The following is a 17,635-nucleotide window of genomic DNA, read 5'->3' on the forward strand; positions in this document are numbered from 1 at the left end:
CTTGATCCCCACGCCTGGCTCACACAGACCCTCGAGCGCATCGCCAACGGTTGGCCCAATAGCGACATCGGCGCTCTCATGCCCTGGAACTACAAGAGCTGAACGGCCGCAGCTTCGCGCTTACGCTCTCCCTCCTAAGCTGCTGATTCAACTTGCTGAATCATACCAGCCAGAAGGCGACCCGGTGACAGTTTTGCGCATTCTGTCACTCGGTTAGCCGAGGGGCCTGTGTCGCGGGCGCAACGTTCGCGGTCACGCAGATCAATCGGCGCCGATCATTCACTCTGTTCTGGAGACATTCAAAATGAGACTTCCTCACCTGCCCCGCCGGGCCGTTCTGGCAAGCATTGCCGTCATCACCCTGGCCGCCTGCCAAACCGCGCAAAGCGCAGGCAACCCCTACAAATCCGCCCTCCCTGCCCTTCAAAAGGCCGGTGGCGGCAAGACCTGCACAAGCTGCTTCCTCAACAAGTACGCCCCCGCGACGTTCAACAAGGCGTTCGCCGTATCCAAAGACGGCGCTTATGGAGGCCGCTGGGGCAAGGACCTTTCCATTTCCGCAGCCAAACGCGCGGCGTTGGATAGCTGCCGCAAAAAGCCCAATTACAATCCGGCTAATCCCTGCGTCATCTTCTTCGAAAACGACAAGCTGGTCTGGAAGCCGTAGGCCCAAACCATCCGGCAAAAAACAGAGGCGGTCTTCGGGCCGCCTCTTCTTTATGCACACGCGAAAGCTGATTGAATTCAGGAATTGAACGAGAGGTTATTTTGGGGCATATTTGAGTCTTCCTGCTCCTTTTAGTCCCCGAACTATTGAGGTTAACATGGTTGACCACAGGGACCTGGCTACCGTGAAGCAGGTAGCGGCTGAGGCCCAATTCATCACGGTAGACACCTTGCGCTGGTGGATTTTCAACTCCGAAAGGAATGGTCTACAGCCAGCGCTGTTGAAGATCGGTAAGCGGGTCTACATAGACCGTCCGTTGTTCAACAAATGGCTGGAGAGCCATCGAATGGCCTCCAAGCCGTTGTCCCCGGCGGCCTGACCGGCCCCCTCTTCGACAGAAGCCCTGCCCTCGTGGTGGGGCTTCTTTTACGCCATAATTTTCTCGAGACGATCTTTTCTCTTCGGCCAATCGGGCATTACGCGATCAAGCAAGCTGAAGAACCTGGGGCCATGATTTGGCTCAGAGATATGGCAAAGCTCATGCGTGATAACATAATCAACCGCATCCGTTGGTGCTTCGATCAGGCGGCGATTTAACAGAAGACGTGAGCCGGGAGACATAGAACCCCATCGTTGGCTCAACTGACGGACGATCACCGCTTTCGGACGATACTCTTCCGGCGAAGGAAATCGCAGAAGGTTTATCTCCAGCCTCTCGCTGAGCTTGACGTACGCCCGTTCCTTGTACCATCCCTCGACCAGTTTACGTGTAAATTCGGGATTATCCGGGCTATGGCTTTGCACAAGGATATAACCACGGGTCATCCGGACTGATGCCTGGATATGAGGGACCACCTTCAGGCGATATTGCCGACCAAGGTAGAGGTGTGTTTCGCCCGATACATAGCGACGCTCCGGAGTCCGAGGCAGGAATTGAATAAAGTAGCGTTGCTGGCGCCGGACCCAAGCCGCTCTTTTGCGAACTTTTTCGCAGATAGCATCCAAACTCGCCTCAATCGGAGCCACAACTTCGACAGTAGCATCAGGATCAACTGATATTTGCAGAGTTGAACGATCTCGCCGCAAAATATCAAACTCGATCAAGTGCTGACCGTATTTTACGCAACCGGCCTCACCGCTCATCCTGGAAACCTCGCCCGAGCAAGATCCATAATTTTCTGCTCAAGGTCGTCCAGAACCTCGACCGGCAGGTCGATGCCTTTTTCATCACGCAGTGTGTCAAAGAAGTAGTCATCAATCGCGTTGCGCATATTGTTTTGCGCAATATCGTTGGACCAGACATCTACGATATGATGAGCCTTAACTAAGCCGATAATCGCCAAAGATATCTCTGCCACATCATCGGCGGCCAAGGTTTCACCACCCGTTTTCTTTAACACACCTTCAAGCACGCCAAAGAATGCCTGCCCGTCATCATTCCCTTTGATTACGCCCGGTATTGCACGCCCATGATCCTTGCGGGCGACCTTACTCGCCAGATCAATCACGTTGTTTAGATACTCGCGTTCTGAAATACGTTTCTCGCGATAATCACGGATCGTTTCCGCCAGCATCTCCGAGAAACGCTGATAAAAACTCGGGTCTTCTTCCATTTTTTCCGTGATGGTACGGCGTGTAGCGCTGGCAATCCGGTCCGCTTTCGATGCAGTCGAAACACCACTTTCCTCAACAACAGCGTTCAGCGCGTCGGGGTCATTGATGTTGACCATTTCAATGATGGTCTCGGCAGGCATGGCAACAACGTGGTCGTCCAAAAGCTTCTGAATTTTAGGCTCAAACTCCTTCACGTCTACAGTTTCCTGGTACCGAAGTTGTACCGCTCTCCGAAGTTCGGAGAATTGTTTCCAGTCCCGTTTCATCGCATCGATTTTGGCCTCATCGAACACATCGAGCAATTTGTCAGATGACAAAGAAATATGGAGGCAACGGCTAAATGCCCTTAGCCGCTCATAGAACTCGTGTCGGATAGCCTCATCTGCAAGAAATTGTTCGAATTGCTCCATATCCTTTTTGTTCTTAACGGACTTGAACAGGTCCCAAAGCTGATTATGAAGTTGGGGCAACCTTGCGATTTCTGCACGCACATCGTGGACTGTCCCAACAAGGTCCGCTGCTTCATATCCCTCGAATGCGCTGTAGGTGGTGAGTGCCTTGTCCAGCTCACCCAACAGCCCTTCATAATCAATAATAAAGCCAAATTGCTTTTCAGCACCCTCACCCTCATAGAGGCGGTTCACACGGGCAATTGCCTGAAGAAGATTATGCTCTTTCAGGGACTTACATACGTACAGAACTGTATTTCTAGGCGCATCGAACCCCGTTAAAAGCTTGGAAACCACAATCAGGATTTCCGGATCACCCGAACCTTTGAAGGCATCAATGATCTGGCGATTGTATTCATCCTCGGTTTTGTACCGCGCCATCATCTTCGTCCAAAAGGCGCGCACCAGGTCCTTGGATTCTTTATCAACCTCTTCATTGCCTTCATTATCATCTGGCGGCGAGATCACAATCGCACTGGTTACATGTCCGATTTCGTCGAGCATTTCTTTGAAGCGAACAGCCGCAGCCTTGGACGGCGCCACTAACTGTGCCTTGAAGCCAGTCCCCTGCCAGTGCTGACGATAGTGCTCGGAAATATCAAAAGCTTTTGCCCGGATTGCCTGACTGGTTTTGGCAAGCGCATCCATGCGCGAGAATTTGGCCTTAAGATCGGCTTTTTGGCTGTCGTTCAGCCCTTCACTGATCTTGTCGAACCAACTATCGATAACACCACCCGACACCTGTTGTTCGACCAAACGCCCTTCATAGAGAAGCGGAACAACGGCACCGTCAGCAACGGCCTCGTCAATTGCATATTTGTGGATCAGCCCCCCGAAGGTGGAAAGCGTGTTCTTTTCCTTTTTCAGGAGAGGCGTACCGGTAAAACCAAGATAACAGGCCTTTGGCAAAATGCGCCGCATCTTCATAGCGAATTGGCTGTGCCCGCCATACCGACCGGTTTGAGTGCGATGACTCTCGTCAACCAGGATAAAGACATTCGCATCCTCGTCAGCCACGTCGCCGCCTCGGGCTGCCGTGTCAAACTTATTAATGATGGTCGTAACCAAAGCCGCCTTGTTGCGGATCAGCTCCAGCAAATGCGTGCCGCTAGTGGCCCGAACAGGCTCAAGCTCGCAAGATTTGAACGTCCCTTTGATCTGCTTGTCGAGGTCGTCACGATCCGTGACAATGATAATACGGGGATTGACGATATCCTTGTCCAACGCCAGAGATCGGCCCAGCATGACCATGGTCAGCGACTTGCCCGACCCTTGCGTGTGCCAGATAACCCCGCCCTTGCGGATACCGTTAATATCGCGCTGTTTGACCCGTTCAACGGCGGTGCGAATACCAAAAAATTGCTGGTGCCGGGCAATCTTGCGCACCCCTCCATCGAACACGGTAAAACGGCGTACTAGATCGAGAAGGCGCTCCGGCCTGCACAATGCGAACAAGGCACGATCTTGCGCGGTGACAGCCCTGTCACCTTCTGCGGTCATGGCTTCAAAATAGGCCCGCGCGTCTGCGAAGTCGCCAGAGAAAACGGCTGCCTTTTCCGCCTCGGTCAAGGGCCGGTTCGCAACGGGGGCAATCACCTCATCGGTGTCTTCCTCATCTCGCCATGTCTGCCAAAACTTCTGCGGCGTGCCCACAGTGGCGTAGCGCGCCTCTATCCGGTTCATGGTCAAGAGCAGCTGAGAGAAATGGAACAACTGTGGAATGTTGTCCTCGTTCTGATAGCCGATTAACTGGCTACCGGCCTTTTTCAGGCTCTCGGTTGGGCGCTTGTTCTCAATAACGACAAAGGGGATGCCGTTGACATAGGCGACAATATCGCACCGCTTTGTTTGGGTGCTGGCCGTGCGCTCAACAGACAGTTCAGCCGTTACATGAAAAGCATTGTTTTGCGGGTTGTCCCAGTCGATAAAGCGGAAAGAATAGCTCTTGGAATCGCCATCAATCGTCTTAGTGATAGTCGTGCCCAAAACAAGCGTGTCATAAATATCCTGATTGGTGCCTTTCAGCCCCTTCATCCGGTCAGGCGTCGGCTTCAAGCGCCGCATCGCCTCATGGGCATCGGCGAGGTCGAAAGAGTACTCTTTCCCCCGATGGGTAAAGCTGTTGATTTTCAAGAGCTGTTCAGCCAACACATCATCAAGCGTGACATTGCGAAGCCTACCGCCCCGCTGCTCCAGGGCGTCCGCCTGAGAAAGCGGCTTAAAGCCAAGCGCAACCAGCATCTGAAGTGCTGGAATCTGGGATTGGTGCTTTTCAGCGGCGTTAAAGCCTAGTTGGTTGGTTTGACCAATCATACAGGCCTCTGAGAATTTGTTACAAAGGGCTGGCCGGACAGAGGGCCTGTATATCGGCTCTCATTCAAGAATTGTAATAGGGCTTTGATCTCGCCATGATCCGCAGGCATAACAATCTTGCCATTCTGTACATCAATGCCGAGGCCTGTCGCTTGCGCCGCCGCCTGAATTGCGGCTGGGGTGTAAGTATCCAGAGTCCCATTTTTAGCAACAGCATGGATAAGCTTCCGTGTGGCCTGATTTGTGACATCCACGAAAGCTGAAACGTCGGCAACTTCCAAGCTGGCATGACCGGCGAAGGTCTGCACTTCCTGATCGGTGGCGGCTCGGTAGATATCAAACATATTGATAATTGAGCGCAGCTTGAACTGGCTCTTAAATTTAATCTTACCCCCCTCGATAATGCAGGTAAGCGACGTATCCAGAGAGAAAGCAGGATCCGACAGGCGGCGAAATGCGTTACCGTGCTGAAGCAACGCAAACTTGCGCTCCAACATCTGTTGCGATGTGAAGCGCTGAACCACAACCTTGCTCACACCATTCGCTGTACTGCCAGTGAAGAGCGCCTTGATACCCTCGCCCGCAAACGCAGCCGTGTTAATGTCCGGAATGGCAACAGCGTTGGCGTTTATCGTATTGGCAAAGACCGCAGCTTCGACTGGGATATCGATGGTCAAGAACTCATCCTCGTCAGGATTCCAGGCGCCATCAAAGGCAACTTCGCTTGTGACGCCAGCCCTGAAAGACGCTTCCTGATCCCTGAAAATTGTCTCGACCTGCTGTTGCACCGTACTATCGAGGCGCACGCGCTTGGCAATAAGCTGTCCATTATTGTCCCGACACGCGGCAAAAAGATTCTGTGGCATGTTTAGTGCCCTCCTACATCTATGACGATGTATTCGGTGAGCTGCCCGACCTCTATCGCCTCGGTTGCGTTACGAAGCTGCTTTTTGGTGATGAGCACGTAGGTCACACCTTCCTTGGTACTGACCTTATAAAAGTGCCATCCCAAGAGCCCCAGCAGCGGGTTGAAATGATAGCTGTAGCCGGTTGCCACGACCCCTGCGAAGATAACAATTGCAGGAACCCATACTTGCCAGTTCAGGGTCGAAAACTGGGCCGTGAACAACGGCAACAGATACAGCAGCAAAAAGCCCATATTCTCGCGGTCTGCCGCTTCCACCGTCGTCGGAGAAAAATTCATCCGTTCGAGGTTCGCCTTTGCATAGCGGAGCAGTCCAAGGCAAACCAGTATGAGAACGATGCACACACCCAGTAACGTGCCGGCCTGCTTACTTTCCCCAGCCTGATAAGCAACCCAGGCGTAAGTCAGCAGCACAGGCGCAATAGCCGTACTGGTCAGAAGGAGCTTTGCCATCCAATTCAGCATGCCACTCTCCATTCGCCTGTCAGCAGTTTCTGCATCAGGCCGCGTTTTTGGCTAGTAACTAGTTCAATCTCCTTCTCCGTTGCCGCGATATCTTGTCGGAACAGAGCCAGCTTTCGAGAAATCTCCTTTTGCACTGTCATTGGAGGTAGATTGAACTCAATTCCCGCAAACTCATCGCGTTGAAGCAACCGCCGTTTGCCTTCTTTATTTCCTTGGCTAGACCTTGTTTCGAGCAAAAACCTAATATGATGTGATCGGAGAAGGTCCACCATAAAATCGCTGCAAACGGAAGGACACAGCTGAACCACACGATAGGCGGGACTAACGATGCCATCTTGAACGCCATCATATCGACCAAGCGCACCGTAATATGCTGACATTGGATCGTAGACAAAATCTCCAGAGGATATTACCCAATAATTTGACTGATCTTTACTCGCGACAGACCGCGAAAAGTGCTCCGACTGCTTTCGGATCGCATATTTTCCAACGGTCACAACATCATCGACCCCAAGACCATTGCTTCGGTCTTTTCTCTCTGTAAACACATCTCCAAACGTCGTCAGAGTCCAATTTGAGTTAGGGATGTTGCGGCCAATCGCCCTGGACGGTCCAAGTAATTTCTGAGAAATAGCTGCAAACCTACTTTCTTTCGCCGCGCGGAGGGCTTGCAGTTTTTCGATGGCCTCATCCCATGCCCGCAGGATTTCAGCGATCTTGCGCTGTTCGGGGAGTGGGGGGAAACGAACGGGGAAGCGCTCAATCGTCTTGAGATTTAAACCAGATTTAGCGCCTGCATCGTTTAGTCTATTAAATAACTTCCGTTGGGGTGCTGCAGCCAGATATGCAGCCAAAAACTCTGGGTCGACAGAACCTTCTTGGAGACGGACCAAACATACATGTTGATTCACATAGGCCGCCCGATCTGGCTCAAAATCGACGAAGCCGATCTTTCCTAGCTCTGCTGTAATCGAGATCAGGATATCGCCCTTGCGTATTTGCGTGCGTTGACCTTCCGACGAGCCACCCGGCAACTTGACAAAGCGAAGATCTGACAATGCCAATCTAATCCCCTCACGAGGAAGATTTGTCATCCGAATGAAGGGATTGCCATTGTCAGAATAGAATTCACCCCATCCCCGAGAGCCGCTGGTGATCAAGGACGTTAGCGCACCAAGTTGCTCCGATTCCCAACGATCAAGCATCCTTGCACCCCTTCTTCCGCCCTTTGGCGGCTTTCTCGATTTCCTCCAGCTCGGCGATATCGGCTTCATCCGCTGCCAGGGCTTCGGCCTTGGCGCGGTTGGCATCAAAAATCTCATAGCGTTCGGCGGCGAGTTTTTGGGCCACATCCATGCGCAACTGGCCCGCATGGGTCAGGACTTTCCGGTCGTTGAAGGACAGGAAGGCATCCAGCTTGTCCGCCCATTCGGCCATGGTGACGGCGCGGCGGCGTTTGGCCTGGTCCTCAGCATAATCCAGATACATGACGACGATGCGGTTGAGCTCCTCAACCTCGTCGGCTTTCAGGTAATTCTTGGCCGTCCCCACATCCCCTTTGCGGACGATGGAGCCTTTCCAGCTGGTCAGACCCATATTTGGGGCATCAGCATCGCTGCGAGCCTCAATCAGCTCCGCCGCCGTTTTGCCGGTGACAGCCCAGAGCATCTTGTTTTGCACCTTTTTGAAGAAGGCCTGGGCTTGCTCGGACGATTTGTCGTAATCAACTGCGGTGGCGTAAAGATCGCGTACTTTCTGATAAAAGCGCTTTTCCGACGCTCGAATATCCCGGATGCGGGCAAGCCATTCGTCGAAGTAATCCCATTGCTCCGCCTGTTTCAGGCGGTCATCGTCCATGACGAAGCCTTTGACGAGGTAGTCCTTCAAGACCGTGGTCGCCCAGCGTCGGAATTGCGTGCCGCGCGGGCTACGCACCCGGTAACCAACAGAAAGAATCACATCGAGGTTATAGGTATCGACTTCCCGCTCCACCTGACGGGCACCCTCGGTTTGAACTATCCGGAATTTCCGGATAGTTGCCGCCGGGTCGCACTCACCCTCTTCAAAGACATTTTTGACATGTTCGTTGACGGTGCGCACATCCTTGTCGAACAACTCGGCAATCTCCCGCTGGCTAAGCCACACGGTACCATCCACAGCCCGCAGGCCAACCGTGGCCGCGCCGTCATCTGTGCTGTAGAGGATCAACTCTCCCTTAGACATCGACGCCCAGCTCCTTCAGGTAACCGGCCATGCGCCCACGCACGTCGGCAAGCTCGGCTTCGATTTGCACAATCTCTTTTTGCAAGGCAGCCACGTCGATTTCCTCTTCAGGCTCGAACGTGTCCACATAGCGAGGAATGTTGAGGTTGAAGTCATTTTCGGCGATCTCTTCGGGGTTGGCCTTGTAGGAGTATTTCTCCACCTCAGCACGGCTGGCGTAGGTTTCCAGGACCTTGGCAATATGCCCCTCATCCATCACGTTTTGGGTTTTGCCCGGTGTGAATTCCTTGCTGGCATCGATGAACAAAACATCCTTGCGCGCTTCATTCTCCCCGCCCTGTTCCCGTGACCGGTCAAAGACCAGAATGGCAACCGGGATGCCCGTTGTTGTGAACAGGTTGGCCGGAAGCCCAACCACAGCATCAAGCAGGTTTTCTTCGATCAAAGCCTGACGGATTTTGCCTTCCGCCCCGCCACGGAACAGCACGCCATGGGGAACGATCACGGCAACGCGACCGCTCTGACGCTTGGCAATTTCAATCATGTGCGTGATGAAGGCGTAATCGCCCTTGGATTTGGGCGGAATGCCGCGCCAGTAGCGATTGTACTGGTCGGTTGCGGCTTCCTCCGCACCCCACTTGTCCAGACTGAATGGCGGGTTGGCGACAACCACGTCAAACTTCATCAACTGGTCGCCTTCAATCAGGGCGGGGCTGTTCAGCGTGTCACACCATTCAATGCGGGCAGCGTCCTTGGAGTGCAGGAACATATTCATGCGCGCCAATGCCCAGGTAGCGCCGTTCACCTCTTGCCCATAGAGCGCAAAGTTATCAGAGCCGACTTGTTCAGCCGCACGGATCAGCAACGAACCCGAACCGCAGGCGGGGTCGCAAATCGTGTCGCCCGGCTTAGGGGCCGCCAATTTCGCCAAAAGACTGGAAACGGCGGTCGGGGTGTAAAATTCACCGGCTTTCTTTCCAGCATCGGAAGCAAAGCGAGAGATGAGATAGATGTAGCATTCGCCGATAATGTCTTCATTGACGCGCGACGGGCTTAGGTCCAGCGCAGGTTTGGCAAAGTCCTCTAAAAGATTTTTGAGACGTCGGTTACGGTCTTTCACCCGGCCAAGGTTAGCTTCAGAGTTAAAGTCAATATTGCGAAAGACGCCTTCCAGCTTGGCGCGGTTGGTGTCTTCAATTTTTTCCAGCGCGATATTGATCAGCTCGCCGATATTGGCTTCGTTACGCTTTTCATAAAGGTCATAAAAGCTCGCGCCTTCCGGCAAAATAAAACGCTCTCGTTCAAGACGGCGGCGGATGCGGGCATCATCATGACCGAATTGCTTACGGTAGGCCTCCACATGGTCTTTCCAGAGGTCTGAAATGTATTTAAGGAACAACATCACGAGGATGTAGTCCTTGTACTGACCGGCATCGACAACGCCTCGGAAAGTATCGCACGCAGCCCAGGCCGTCTGGTTGACTTGTTGTTGAGTGAGTTGGTCAGTCATTGCGACAGTCCTTTTTGAGTCGTTGCGCCGAAGTTTTCGACGATATTCATTAGAGACGCGGAAACTAAACGCGCCCGTTTGTCAGCCAGGTTGGACAAAAGTTCCCTCTCGCGGGAGGCGAGCCCAGCGACTTCAACAATTTTTTGCTGAACGGAAACTTCCGGGATCAAGATATCCAAATCATCTAAGGCTGATTTGGAAATCATCCTCATATTGGTCCCCTGCGCTTCAGCGTCAAAATAGGATTGGGACCTTGGGGAGTTTATCAACCACGCCAAATATTCGGGAATAATATTACCCGTTTTTGACCTGATGATCATTAACGGAAGTACGGCCACCGAAGATTCTTGAAAATCAGAACCAAGCGCAAAAGCAGTATTCTTCTCACCCCGCGACCTAAAGACCACATCCCCGGCACCGACGTAGTAGCGTTGATCCGGAGACTGAAGCTTTACACGCTGCAAGGCATACGCCCGCACAACACCGTCACCCCCAAAATCGCGAAGAGTGATGACGGGCACACCGTCAGCATCAGCGGCTTCGAGCCTACCTCGAGCCGTATAGCCTGTTTGAATATCACACACTTCTGAAAGCCGCATATAAAATTCTCTGTAATTTATTCTACAGATACATATACGTCGCAATTTTGTTTGTGTCAAGAATTTTCTGTAAATAATCCTACAGCACTTTTTTGCGCGCTTATGTTATCCAATTTTTTATAGTGCCGCCCAGCTCCTGTTTGAGATTATCCGAGGTGCGATCCACATTTGCTGGACCACCTAATGATGCTTGAGCCCTTGGCGGGCGAATGCCTGAGCTTACCGTTCCTTGAGGTCGCCGGAGGCGATTGAATGGATTTAGGTATAGCGAAACTATTGGACCACGAATAATCCCACGAAAGGGACCGGAAACCGGGCACTTAGACCGCTAATGACGGGCGTTCAAAAGGGAGTTATTGTGGCACAATATATATTTTGCCTCGTTAGCGAAGGAAAAATCCCTTCCCCTTCCGGTACCACGTTCCTGGGCAATGCATTTGATTATTCTACCAGGATCGCTCTTTGCCGTCGCGTTCAAACATGACAGGTTTAAGCCAACCTGGAAACCAAGATAAAGCCCGCCCTGCGCCCAAACAGGGAGAGCGAACACAAGTGAGCGATAAGTCTGCCCGCTTTTCGTCCTTTAGCTATTGATAAACCAGCCGGAATGCGGCTCTCTTATGGGGACCTATTTTAGGGGTTATTTGCGGCGTCTTATGAGGGGGATCGGATGCTGCCGAAAAGTTGGCTGGAACGCCCGCGCAAAGCAAACACCGTCAAGTACGAGCACCGTATTTGCGACCTGCTCGGACTGGTCCATCCGGACGCGGACAGCAACGCTGGGCCGTCGATCTTTGCCGGATCGGTTACCCCCGCGCACTGCCTTCCGATTGTCGAGAAAGTTACCACGGACTGGCTCAAGGAAAAACGTGCCCTGATTGACGACCAGGTCAAGCGCGGCGATTGGAACGATCTGAGCGTTGAAGACCTTCCCGCCATACCGTGGGACGGACAGCTCTCCGGCTACGGGATAACCGGCAAGGACGTGACCGCCTTGCTGACCTTCGGCTATTTATTTCTGACCTACCCGCAATACCTCCACAACGTGGCCAGGCCCATCCGGCCCGTCTCCGTTACGCGGATACGCTATCGCGGACGTGTCGATGCCGGAGAAGTTCAGTCAACCGAGACGCCCGTCTATCGTCCGCTGGATCTGCGCTTCCTCATGCTCAAAGGCGGGTACGATGCCGAAACGCCCCTGAGCTGGACGCCGGACCTCGCTGGGTACATCGCCTATCTGAAGGCCGCCGCACCGGGCATGGCGAGTTTCCTGTCCCGCCCCTTGCCCGCCCGGCTCCCGGCTGCCGCCATGTTGCGGCATACCTACGTCACCGGCGCAATCGGTTCCGGCAAGACGGAACTTCTCAAACTGCTGACTCATGGTCTGACCGACATCGGCAATTGCGCCGTCGTTGTGATTGATCCTCACGGCGACATGGCGGAACAGATCGCACGCTGGCCTGAATTCGCCCCCGGCGGTAAAGCCCATGACCGGCTCGTCTATGTCGATCCCTACCTGTCACCTGATCACACACCCTGCATCAATCCCTTCGACTTGGGCGGGCGGAAGCCGACGCCAGCAGATTCTCAACAATTCATAGAAGCGCTGGAAGAAGTGCTCGGCGAAGACTCAGGCGCGTCCATTACCATTCCCATGCGCAACATCCTGCACCATGTTGTTCCGGTCCTGATGGGTCAACCGAACCGCAGCCCGGCGGATCTCATCCGGTTCATGAACAGCGCTGAGAATGTAGATCTGATTGAAGAAGCCCGCCGTCTGCTGCCTCCAGGCGAAGCCAGTTTCTTTTCCGGGGAGTTTCAGGCCCCGCAATACCAGCAAACCCGACTGGCGATCACAACCAAACTGCGGGTTATGCTGCGTGCCGGTCGCCCGCTCTTTACCGGGCAGTCAACCGTCGATCTGGAGAAGCTGATCGATCAGAAGAAAGTTATCGTCTTCAATCTGGCAAAAGGCCGGCTGGGGAATGAAGCGAGCACCGCCCTCGGGCGATTTATTCTGGCGGAACTTCTCGCCCTGGCCCACCGGCGCGCAAGCACCAGCCGAACCAAACGTATTCCAGCCCATGTCATCGTGGACGAATGCCACACCTACCTTGGCCCCAGCGTCGAGCAAATCCTGACTGACGCCCGTAAATTCGGCATTTGCCTCACCCTCTGCCAGCAGCAAGTAGGGCAAGGCATGTCGGGTGATCTGGCCCGTTCGGTCGTTGGCAATCCGGGGCTTAAAATTACCGGCACGAACGAAATCGCCAGCTATCGGGCCATAGCAGCCTCGACCAACACCCCGCAGGAAGAGTTTCAAAAGCTCAAGGATCGGCAGTTTCTCGTAACTCGGCGGGGGAAATTGCCGTTCGTGCTCGATGTTGCGGGTCATCTGGCCGATGAACGCCGCGCTATGAGCGACACGGACTGGCAAAAGGTCATCACAAAGCAGCTCGCCGCTTATTACCGACCGCTGGATAATGCGGACAATAACACCCCAACCTTGGACGGCCCCGGGCCGAAATACGACCTATGACCCCGGTTGAAGTGCGCATTCTGGAAGCGCTATCGGCCTTCCGCTTTCTTACGGTGGAGCAGATGCAGCGCCTGAACGTTGGACAGGACCGGAAGCATCTGGGCGAGCGTCTGCGTGCACTCGCAGGCCAAGGATTGATTGGGGTGCTGGCCTGGGGCGTTTATCCCGGCCTTGGCCGCCTGCCGCGCATGTACCACCTCAAGGCAAAGGGAGCGCAAACACTTGCAGCCTTTCTCCGCATCGATGTGGCGGAAGTTCCGTTTGTGCCCGGTGCCCCAAAATTCGAGATGGATCACCTCCACCGCCGTTCCACGGTGGATTGCCATATCGCGCTCACGCTGTGGGCCGCGCAATCGGGCCGGAAGATCGAGGGCTTTCAGGCGTACTATTTTCAAAAACCGCTGCGGCTACGCCTGAACGGCACACAGACGCTCGCGCCCGATGCCGTATTCGACCTGTCCCGCGCCGATGGCTCGCCTGTGCTCACGGTGCTGGAAGTCTGCATGGATCGCAGCGGCACTGACCGTTCCCGGATCATCCGCCAGATGGAAAGCCACCGCATCGCCATGGAAAGCGGCGCGCTGGCTGAAGCTCTAGGCATAAAGCGCGGCAACCGGCTGATGGCGGTTTTCGAGAACAGGGCCAGCCTTGAGGCCGTTCGCGACCGCTTACGCGTTCAAACCGCCTTCTCAGGCTTCACAAAGCTGTTTCTGTTTGCGGACTTGGACGCGGTAAGAAACGATTTCGGCTCTGCCTGGGAGGACCTGAGCGGGGCAGCAGTCAGCCTCTAAACATCGTCAAACTGCTTTAGCTTTTCCTGAATGCGGCGCTTTTGCTCCGCGTGTTGACGCTCTTCGGCCTCACGTCTCTCCCGCTCTCGGAGAATAAACCGCTTATTGCTTCTGCGGATCAGGAACCATCCCAGCCCACCGGCCAGGGCGACCACGGCAACGCACGCCGCAAGGATGTAAACATAGACTTCCATAAGCGCCCGCCACCCATCTATTTCCGATTTTTGCGCCGAACAATTACTTATTACTTATCGGCACGAATGCGCGATTGAAAACTGGCGGAATGCCGTTGCACCAAAATTGCACCAATTTTACATATTTTCTCAGAAAGTGGTGGGTGTGGTCGGACTCGAACCGACACTGGAAGGATTTTAAGTCCTACATAGCCATTATGTATTGTATACTATTATTTTTAAATATCCATAATTTCAATAGTTTAATTAACCTTCATTTATTGTAGATTATGTTAAATAATGACTATTTTTAGAGGTTATTGCACCAATATTGCACCAATTTTTCAGTCCACACACCTTGGTTTTGCTGTATATTTTACGATATTATATTTTGAACTACTGGTATTTTATATATATGGCTTGGATTACAGAACGAAAAAAGAAAGATGGCAGCACCCAATATAAGGCCGTCGTTAGGATAAAGGGCTACCCATCCAGATCTGCAACATTCCCACGCAAAACAGATGCTGTTTTATGGGCAAAGCAGATCGAAGTCTCCATGCTTGAAGGTCGACATTTTAAGGACGCCGAAAACAAACGGCGTACTTTTGGGGATATGATCGACCGGTATATCGATGCGGTCGTTCCCGTTCGGCATAACAAGCCGCTCGCCCGCAATGCAATCCTCTGCCATCTTCGCTGGTGGAAATCCGAGTTAGGCGACCTCCTCCTCACGGAAGTCAACGCCCCCAAGATCGTTGAAAAACGTGACACGCTACTAAATGCGCCAGCGCTAGATTCCAATGGCAGACCCCTACTCGATGAAGAGGGTAATCAACGTCGGGCCAAATCGCCTGCCACTGTGGTTCGCTATCTTGCAAGCTTATCTGTTGTTTACACCACAGCAGTGAATGAGTGGGAATGGATCGACCAGAACCCCGTTAAAAAGGTACGCAGGCCGAAAGAACCAAGTGGCCGCGTCCGCTTCTTATCTGATGCAGAACGGGAAAACCTTCTTGAGGCATGTCAGAAGAGCAAGAACCGCTATCTCTACCCTATCGTAGTGCTGGCTCTATCCACTGGCGCACGGCACAATGAAATCCGGTCATTGACCTGGCTCCAGGTTGACCTTGAGAGGTGTGTAATCCGCCTCTTGGAAACCAAGAACAATGAACGCCGCTCGCTGCCGTTAACTGGGCTGGCCTTGGAACTCGTAACGCAATTATCGCAATCTAGACCAGATGGCACAGACCTTGTTTTTCCTCGGCCAGATGGAAAGAAACCTGTTTTCATTGAAAATGATTGGAAAAACGCGCTCGCTGACGCTGAAATCAAGGACTTCCGCTTCCACGACCTCCGTCACTCTGCCGCAAGTTACCTGGCAATGAACGGAGCAACATTGGCGGAGATTGCCGATGTCTTGGGCCATAAAACCCTACAGATGGTCAAACGATATGCCCACATGAGTGAACAACACACCATGGGAGTTGTTGAGCGTATGAACCAGAAAATTTTTGCTCCGGCAGACAATGATAATGAGCCTCTCAAGCACCCCCGGAACAAAAAGAGGCTTTAATCCCCCCACACAGCCACGGTTCCAGCATACATTGGTCGTATCCTCGGGCATAACTCTTTGCCCGTTGCGCTTATCGCAACACTTTTTCCATTGGCTTTTCATCAACTTAGCTGATAATGTTGCCTTTAGATTAGTTGATTGACGTTATTTTAACGGAGCGATTGAGTGTTGGAAATTGCAGAAAAAGATATTTTGCAGAGTTTGGAACGAGATAATCCATGGTGGGCACGTTCGGGCGATATGGTTGGTACCGGGTTTTCTCATACACGTGCATATTTCAAAAATTTCAAAGAACTAGCTCTCAACTGGGAAGTACGCCGAGCGCTTATCCTGATGGGCCCTCGTCGCGTTGGAAAAACCGTCATGTTAGAGCAGCTAGTACATAACGCTCTAAAAGAAGGGTTTCCTCGGAAAAACATATTATTCGCATCAATTGACACCCCTCTCTATAGCGGCATGCCATTAGAGAGGTTGATTTCCCTTTTCGAAAAACAGACAGGGCACGACCCTAATGATCGCCGGATAATTATTTTTGATGAGATCCAATATCTGAAAGATTGGGAGGTCCACCTCAAGGTGTTGACCGATAAGTTTCCCAACACCCGTTTCATAGCATCGGGTTCAGCAGCTGCCGCATTGCGCCTTAAAAGTCAGGAATCCGGTGCAGGTCGGTTTACGGATTTCTTCCTCCCGCCTCTCACTTTTGCTGAATTCTTGGATTTTGTAGACCTCGAGAAAAAATTGATCCGTTCTAGTGAGCAGGGCCAAAGTCGGCGCTTTACGACGACAAATATCTACGAACTGAACAGCGCCTTTATCGACTACCTGAATTTTGGCGGTTATCCCGAAGCCGTTCTGAACCCCCAAATTCGCCAGAACGTACAGCGGTACCTGGGGCGTGATATTGTTGACAAAGTTCTGTTACGAGACCTGCCCAGCCTTTACGGCATACAGGACATTCAGGAACTCAATCGGCTATTCACTACGATAGCATATCACTCCGGCCAAGAGATTAGCCTAGAGGGCTTAGCGTCAAGTTCCGGCGTCGCCAAAAACACGATCACACGGTATCTAGAGTACCTCGAAGCGGCCTTTCTAATCGTAAGAGTTCGCCGAGTAGATGATTCCGGAAAGACCTTCCAGCGAATGCGTCAGTTCAAGGTCTACTTGACTAACCCGTCAATGCGCGCCGCCTTGTTTGCCCCTCTTACCGAGGATGACGACGCAATGGGCAACATGGCCGAAACCGCTATATTCAGTCAGTGGTTCCACTCCGACCAACTGACCAATATTCATTATGCTCGTTGGAAATCCGGGCGACAGGACCGCGAAGTTGACCTCGTCCGCGTGAACCCAGCCACACTACGGCCAACCTGGGCATATGAAATCAAATGGTCCGACCGATATGTCGATCATCCCGAAGACCTAAAAGGACTGATTGAGTTTGCAGAGAAAAACGCAAAATTCCCTGTACCTGTAGGCGCATCAACTCGGACCAAGACAGCCGAAACAAAAGTCAACGACGTGATGATCCATCATTTTCCATGCGCGCTGCATTGCTATCAGATTGGGCGCAATGTCATTGAAGGCCGACCAGCTTGAGCCATTCGGCTTGAAGAATGATTGGGAGTTATTGGCTGCTATTGCGTTTATCTGTGCCTGGGATGTGCCTTAAACGCAAAAACGGCCTAGCGGATTAGCGCTAAGCCGTTGTTTTATTTGGTTGCGGGAGCAGGATTTGAACCTGCGACCTTCAGGTTATGAGCCTGACGAGCTACCGGACTGCTCCAT

The 17,635-nt window shown here is 52.8% G+C and carries 15 protein-coding genes; 6 read left to right on the plus strand and 9 right to left on the minus strand.

Annotated features, from left to right (window positions below; genetic code table 11):
• Both HK439_RS25300 and HK439_RS25305 read left to right on the plus strand, forming a co-directional pair.
• The coding region (locus HK439_RS25300; protein ID WP_190294281.1) for a transposase domain-containing protein at positions 1-102 on the plus strand (102 nt) is incomplete at its 5' end.
• A 202-nt stretch (positions 103-304) separates the two neighbouring features.
• Positions 305-667 carry a hypothetical protein gene (locus HK439_RS25305; protein ID WP_190294282.1) on the plus strand — a complete coding sequence of 121 codons (363 nt, stop codon included), beginning with the start codon at positions 305-307 and terminating at the stop codon, positions 665-667.
• Positions 668-1,093: 426 nt separating this feature from the next.
• On the opposite strand, the gene HK439_RS25310 is transcribed toward HK439_RS25305, so the two are convergent.
• The 8 genes from HK439_RS25310 to HK439_RS25345 are packed head-to-tail and all read right to left on the minus strand — an operon-like array spanning position 1,094 to position 10,765.
• Positions 1,094-1,810: a M48 family metallopeptidase gene (locus tag HK439_RS25310; protein ID WP_190294283.1), complete on the minus strand. Its 717-nt coding sequence runs from the start codon at positions 1,808-1,810 to the stop codon at positions 1,094-1,096.
• On the minus strand, positions 1,807-5,043 hold the full coding sequence (locus HK439_RS25315) for a type I restriction endonuclease subunit R (protein WP_190294284.1): 3,237 nt from the start codon (positions 5,041-5,043) through the stop codon (positions 1,807-1,809). Before HK439_RS25315 ends, HK439_RS25310 begins: the two co-directional genes overlap by 4 nt.
• Positions 5,040-5,909, minus strand: coding sequence for a Kiwa anti-phage protein KwaB-like domain-containing protein (locus HK439_RS25320; RefSeq protein WP_190294285.1), 870 nt, complete (start codon positions 5,907-5,909; stop codon positions 5,040-5,042). The genes HK439_RS25315 and HK439_RS25320 overlap by 4 nt, the downstream gene beginning before the upstream one ends.
• A gap of 2 nt (positions 5,910-5,911) precedes the next feature.
• Positions 5,912-6,433 carry a hypothetical protein gene (locus HK439_RS25325; protein WP_190294286.1) on the minus strand — a complete coding sequence of 174 codons (522 nt, stop codon included), beginning with the start codon at positions 6,431-6,433 and terminating at the stop codon, positions 5,912-5,914.
• Complete coding sequence (locus HK439_RS25330) at positions 6,427-7,638, minus strand: restriction endonuclease subunit S (protein WP_190294287.1); 1,212 nt, start codon at positions 7,636-7,638, stop codon at positions 6,427-6,429. Before HK439_RS25330 ends, HK439_RS25325 begins: the two co-directional genes overlap by 7 nt.
• Positions 7,631-8,656: a virulence RhuM family protein gene (locus HK439_RS25335; protein WP_190294288.1), complete on the minus strand. Its 1,026-nt coding sequence runs from the start codon at positions 8,654-8,656 to the stop codon at positions 7,631-7,633. The genes HK439_RS25330 and HK439_RS25335 overlap by 8 nt, the downstream gene beginning before the upstream one ends.
• The gene (locus HK439_RS25340; RefSeq protein WP_190294289.1) at positions 8,649-10,166 is read right to left on the minus strand and encodes a type I restriction-modification system subunit M; all 1,518 of its coding nucleotides are present in this window, start codon (positions 10,164-10,166) and stop codon (positions 8,649-8,651) included. The genes HK439_RS25335 and HK439_RS25340 overlap by 8 nt, the downstream gene beginning before the upstream one ends.
• Complete coding sequence (locus tag HK439_RS25345) at positions 10,163-10,765, minus strand: restriction endonuclease subunit S (protein WP_190294290.1); 603 nt, start codon at positions 10,763-10,765, stop codon at positions 10,163-10,165. The genes HK439_RS25340 and HK439_RS25345 overlap by 4 nt, the downstream gene beginning before the upstream one ends.
• 670 nt (positions 10,766-11,435) lie before the next feature.
• Between HK439_RS25345 and HK439_RS25350 the strand changes: the two genes are divergently transcribed.
• Positions 11,436-13,304, plus strand: a complete 1,869-nt coding sequence (locus HK439_RS25350; RefSeq protein ID WP_190294291.1) for a type IV secretory system conjugative DNA transfer family protein — start codon at positions 11,436-11,438, stop codon at positions 13,302-13,304.
• Entirely contained in the window at positions 13,301-14,095 is a 795-nt protein-coding gene (locus HK439_RS25355) for a hypothetical protein (RefSeq protein ID WP_190294292.1), read from the plus strand. The genes HK439_RS25350 and HK439_RS25355 overlap by 4 nt, the downstream gene beginning before the upstream one ends.
• On the opposite strand, the gene HK439_RS25360 is transcribed toward HK439_RS25355, so the two are convergent.
• Complete coding sequence (locus HK439_RS25360; protein WP_190294293.1) at positions 14,092-14,289, minus strand: hypothetical protein; 198 nt, start codon at positions 14,287-14,289, stop codon at positions 14,092-14,094. The two genes, HK439_RS25355 and HK439_RS25360, sit on opposite strands and share 4 nt — an antisense overlap.
• Positions 14,290-14,659: 370 nt before the next feature.
• Here HK439_RS25360 and HK439_RS25365 point away from each other — a divergent pair, with 370 nt between their 5' ends.
• Positions 14,660-15,844 (plus strand): tyrosine-type recombinase/integrase, encoded by a 1,185-nt coding sequence (locus tag HK439_RS25365; RefSeq protein WP_209012072.1) that lies wholly within the window; start codon positions 14,660-14,662, stop codon positions 15,842-15,844.
• A 165-nt stretch (positions 15,845-16,009) separates the two neighbouring features.
• The gene (locus HK439_RS25370) at positions 16,010-17,446 is read left to right on the plus strand and encodes an ATP-binding protein (protein ID WP_190294294.1); all 1,437 of its coding nucleotides are present in this window, start codon (positions 16,010-16,012) and stop codon (positions 17,444-17,446) included.
• Positions 17,447-17,635: the final 189 nt, after the last annotated feature.

Origin of the sequence: Roseibium aggregatum (assembly GCF_014692675.1) — a bacterium.
GTDB lineage: Bacteria > Pseudomonadota > Alphaproteobacteria > Rhizobiales > Stappiaceae > Roseibium > Roseibium aggregatum_C.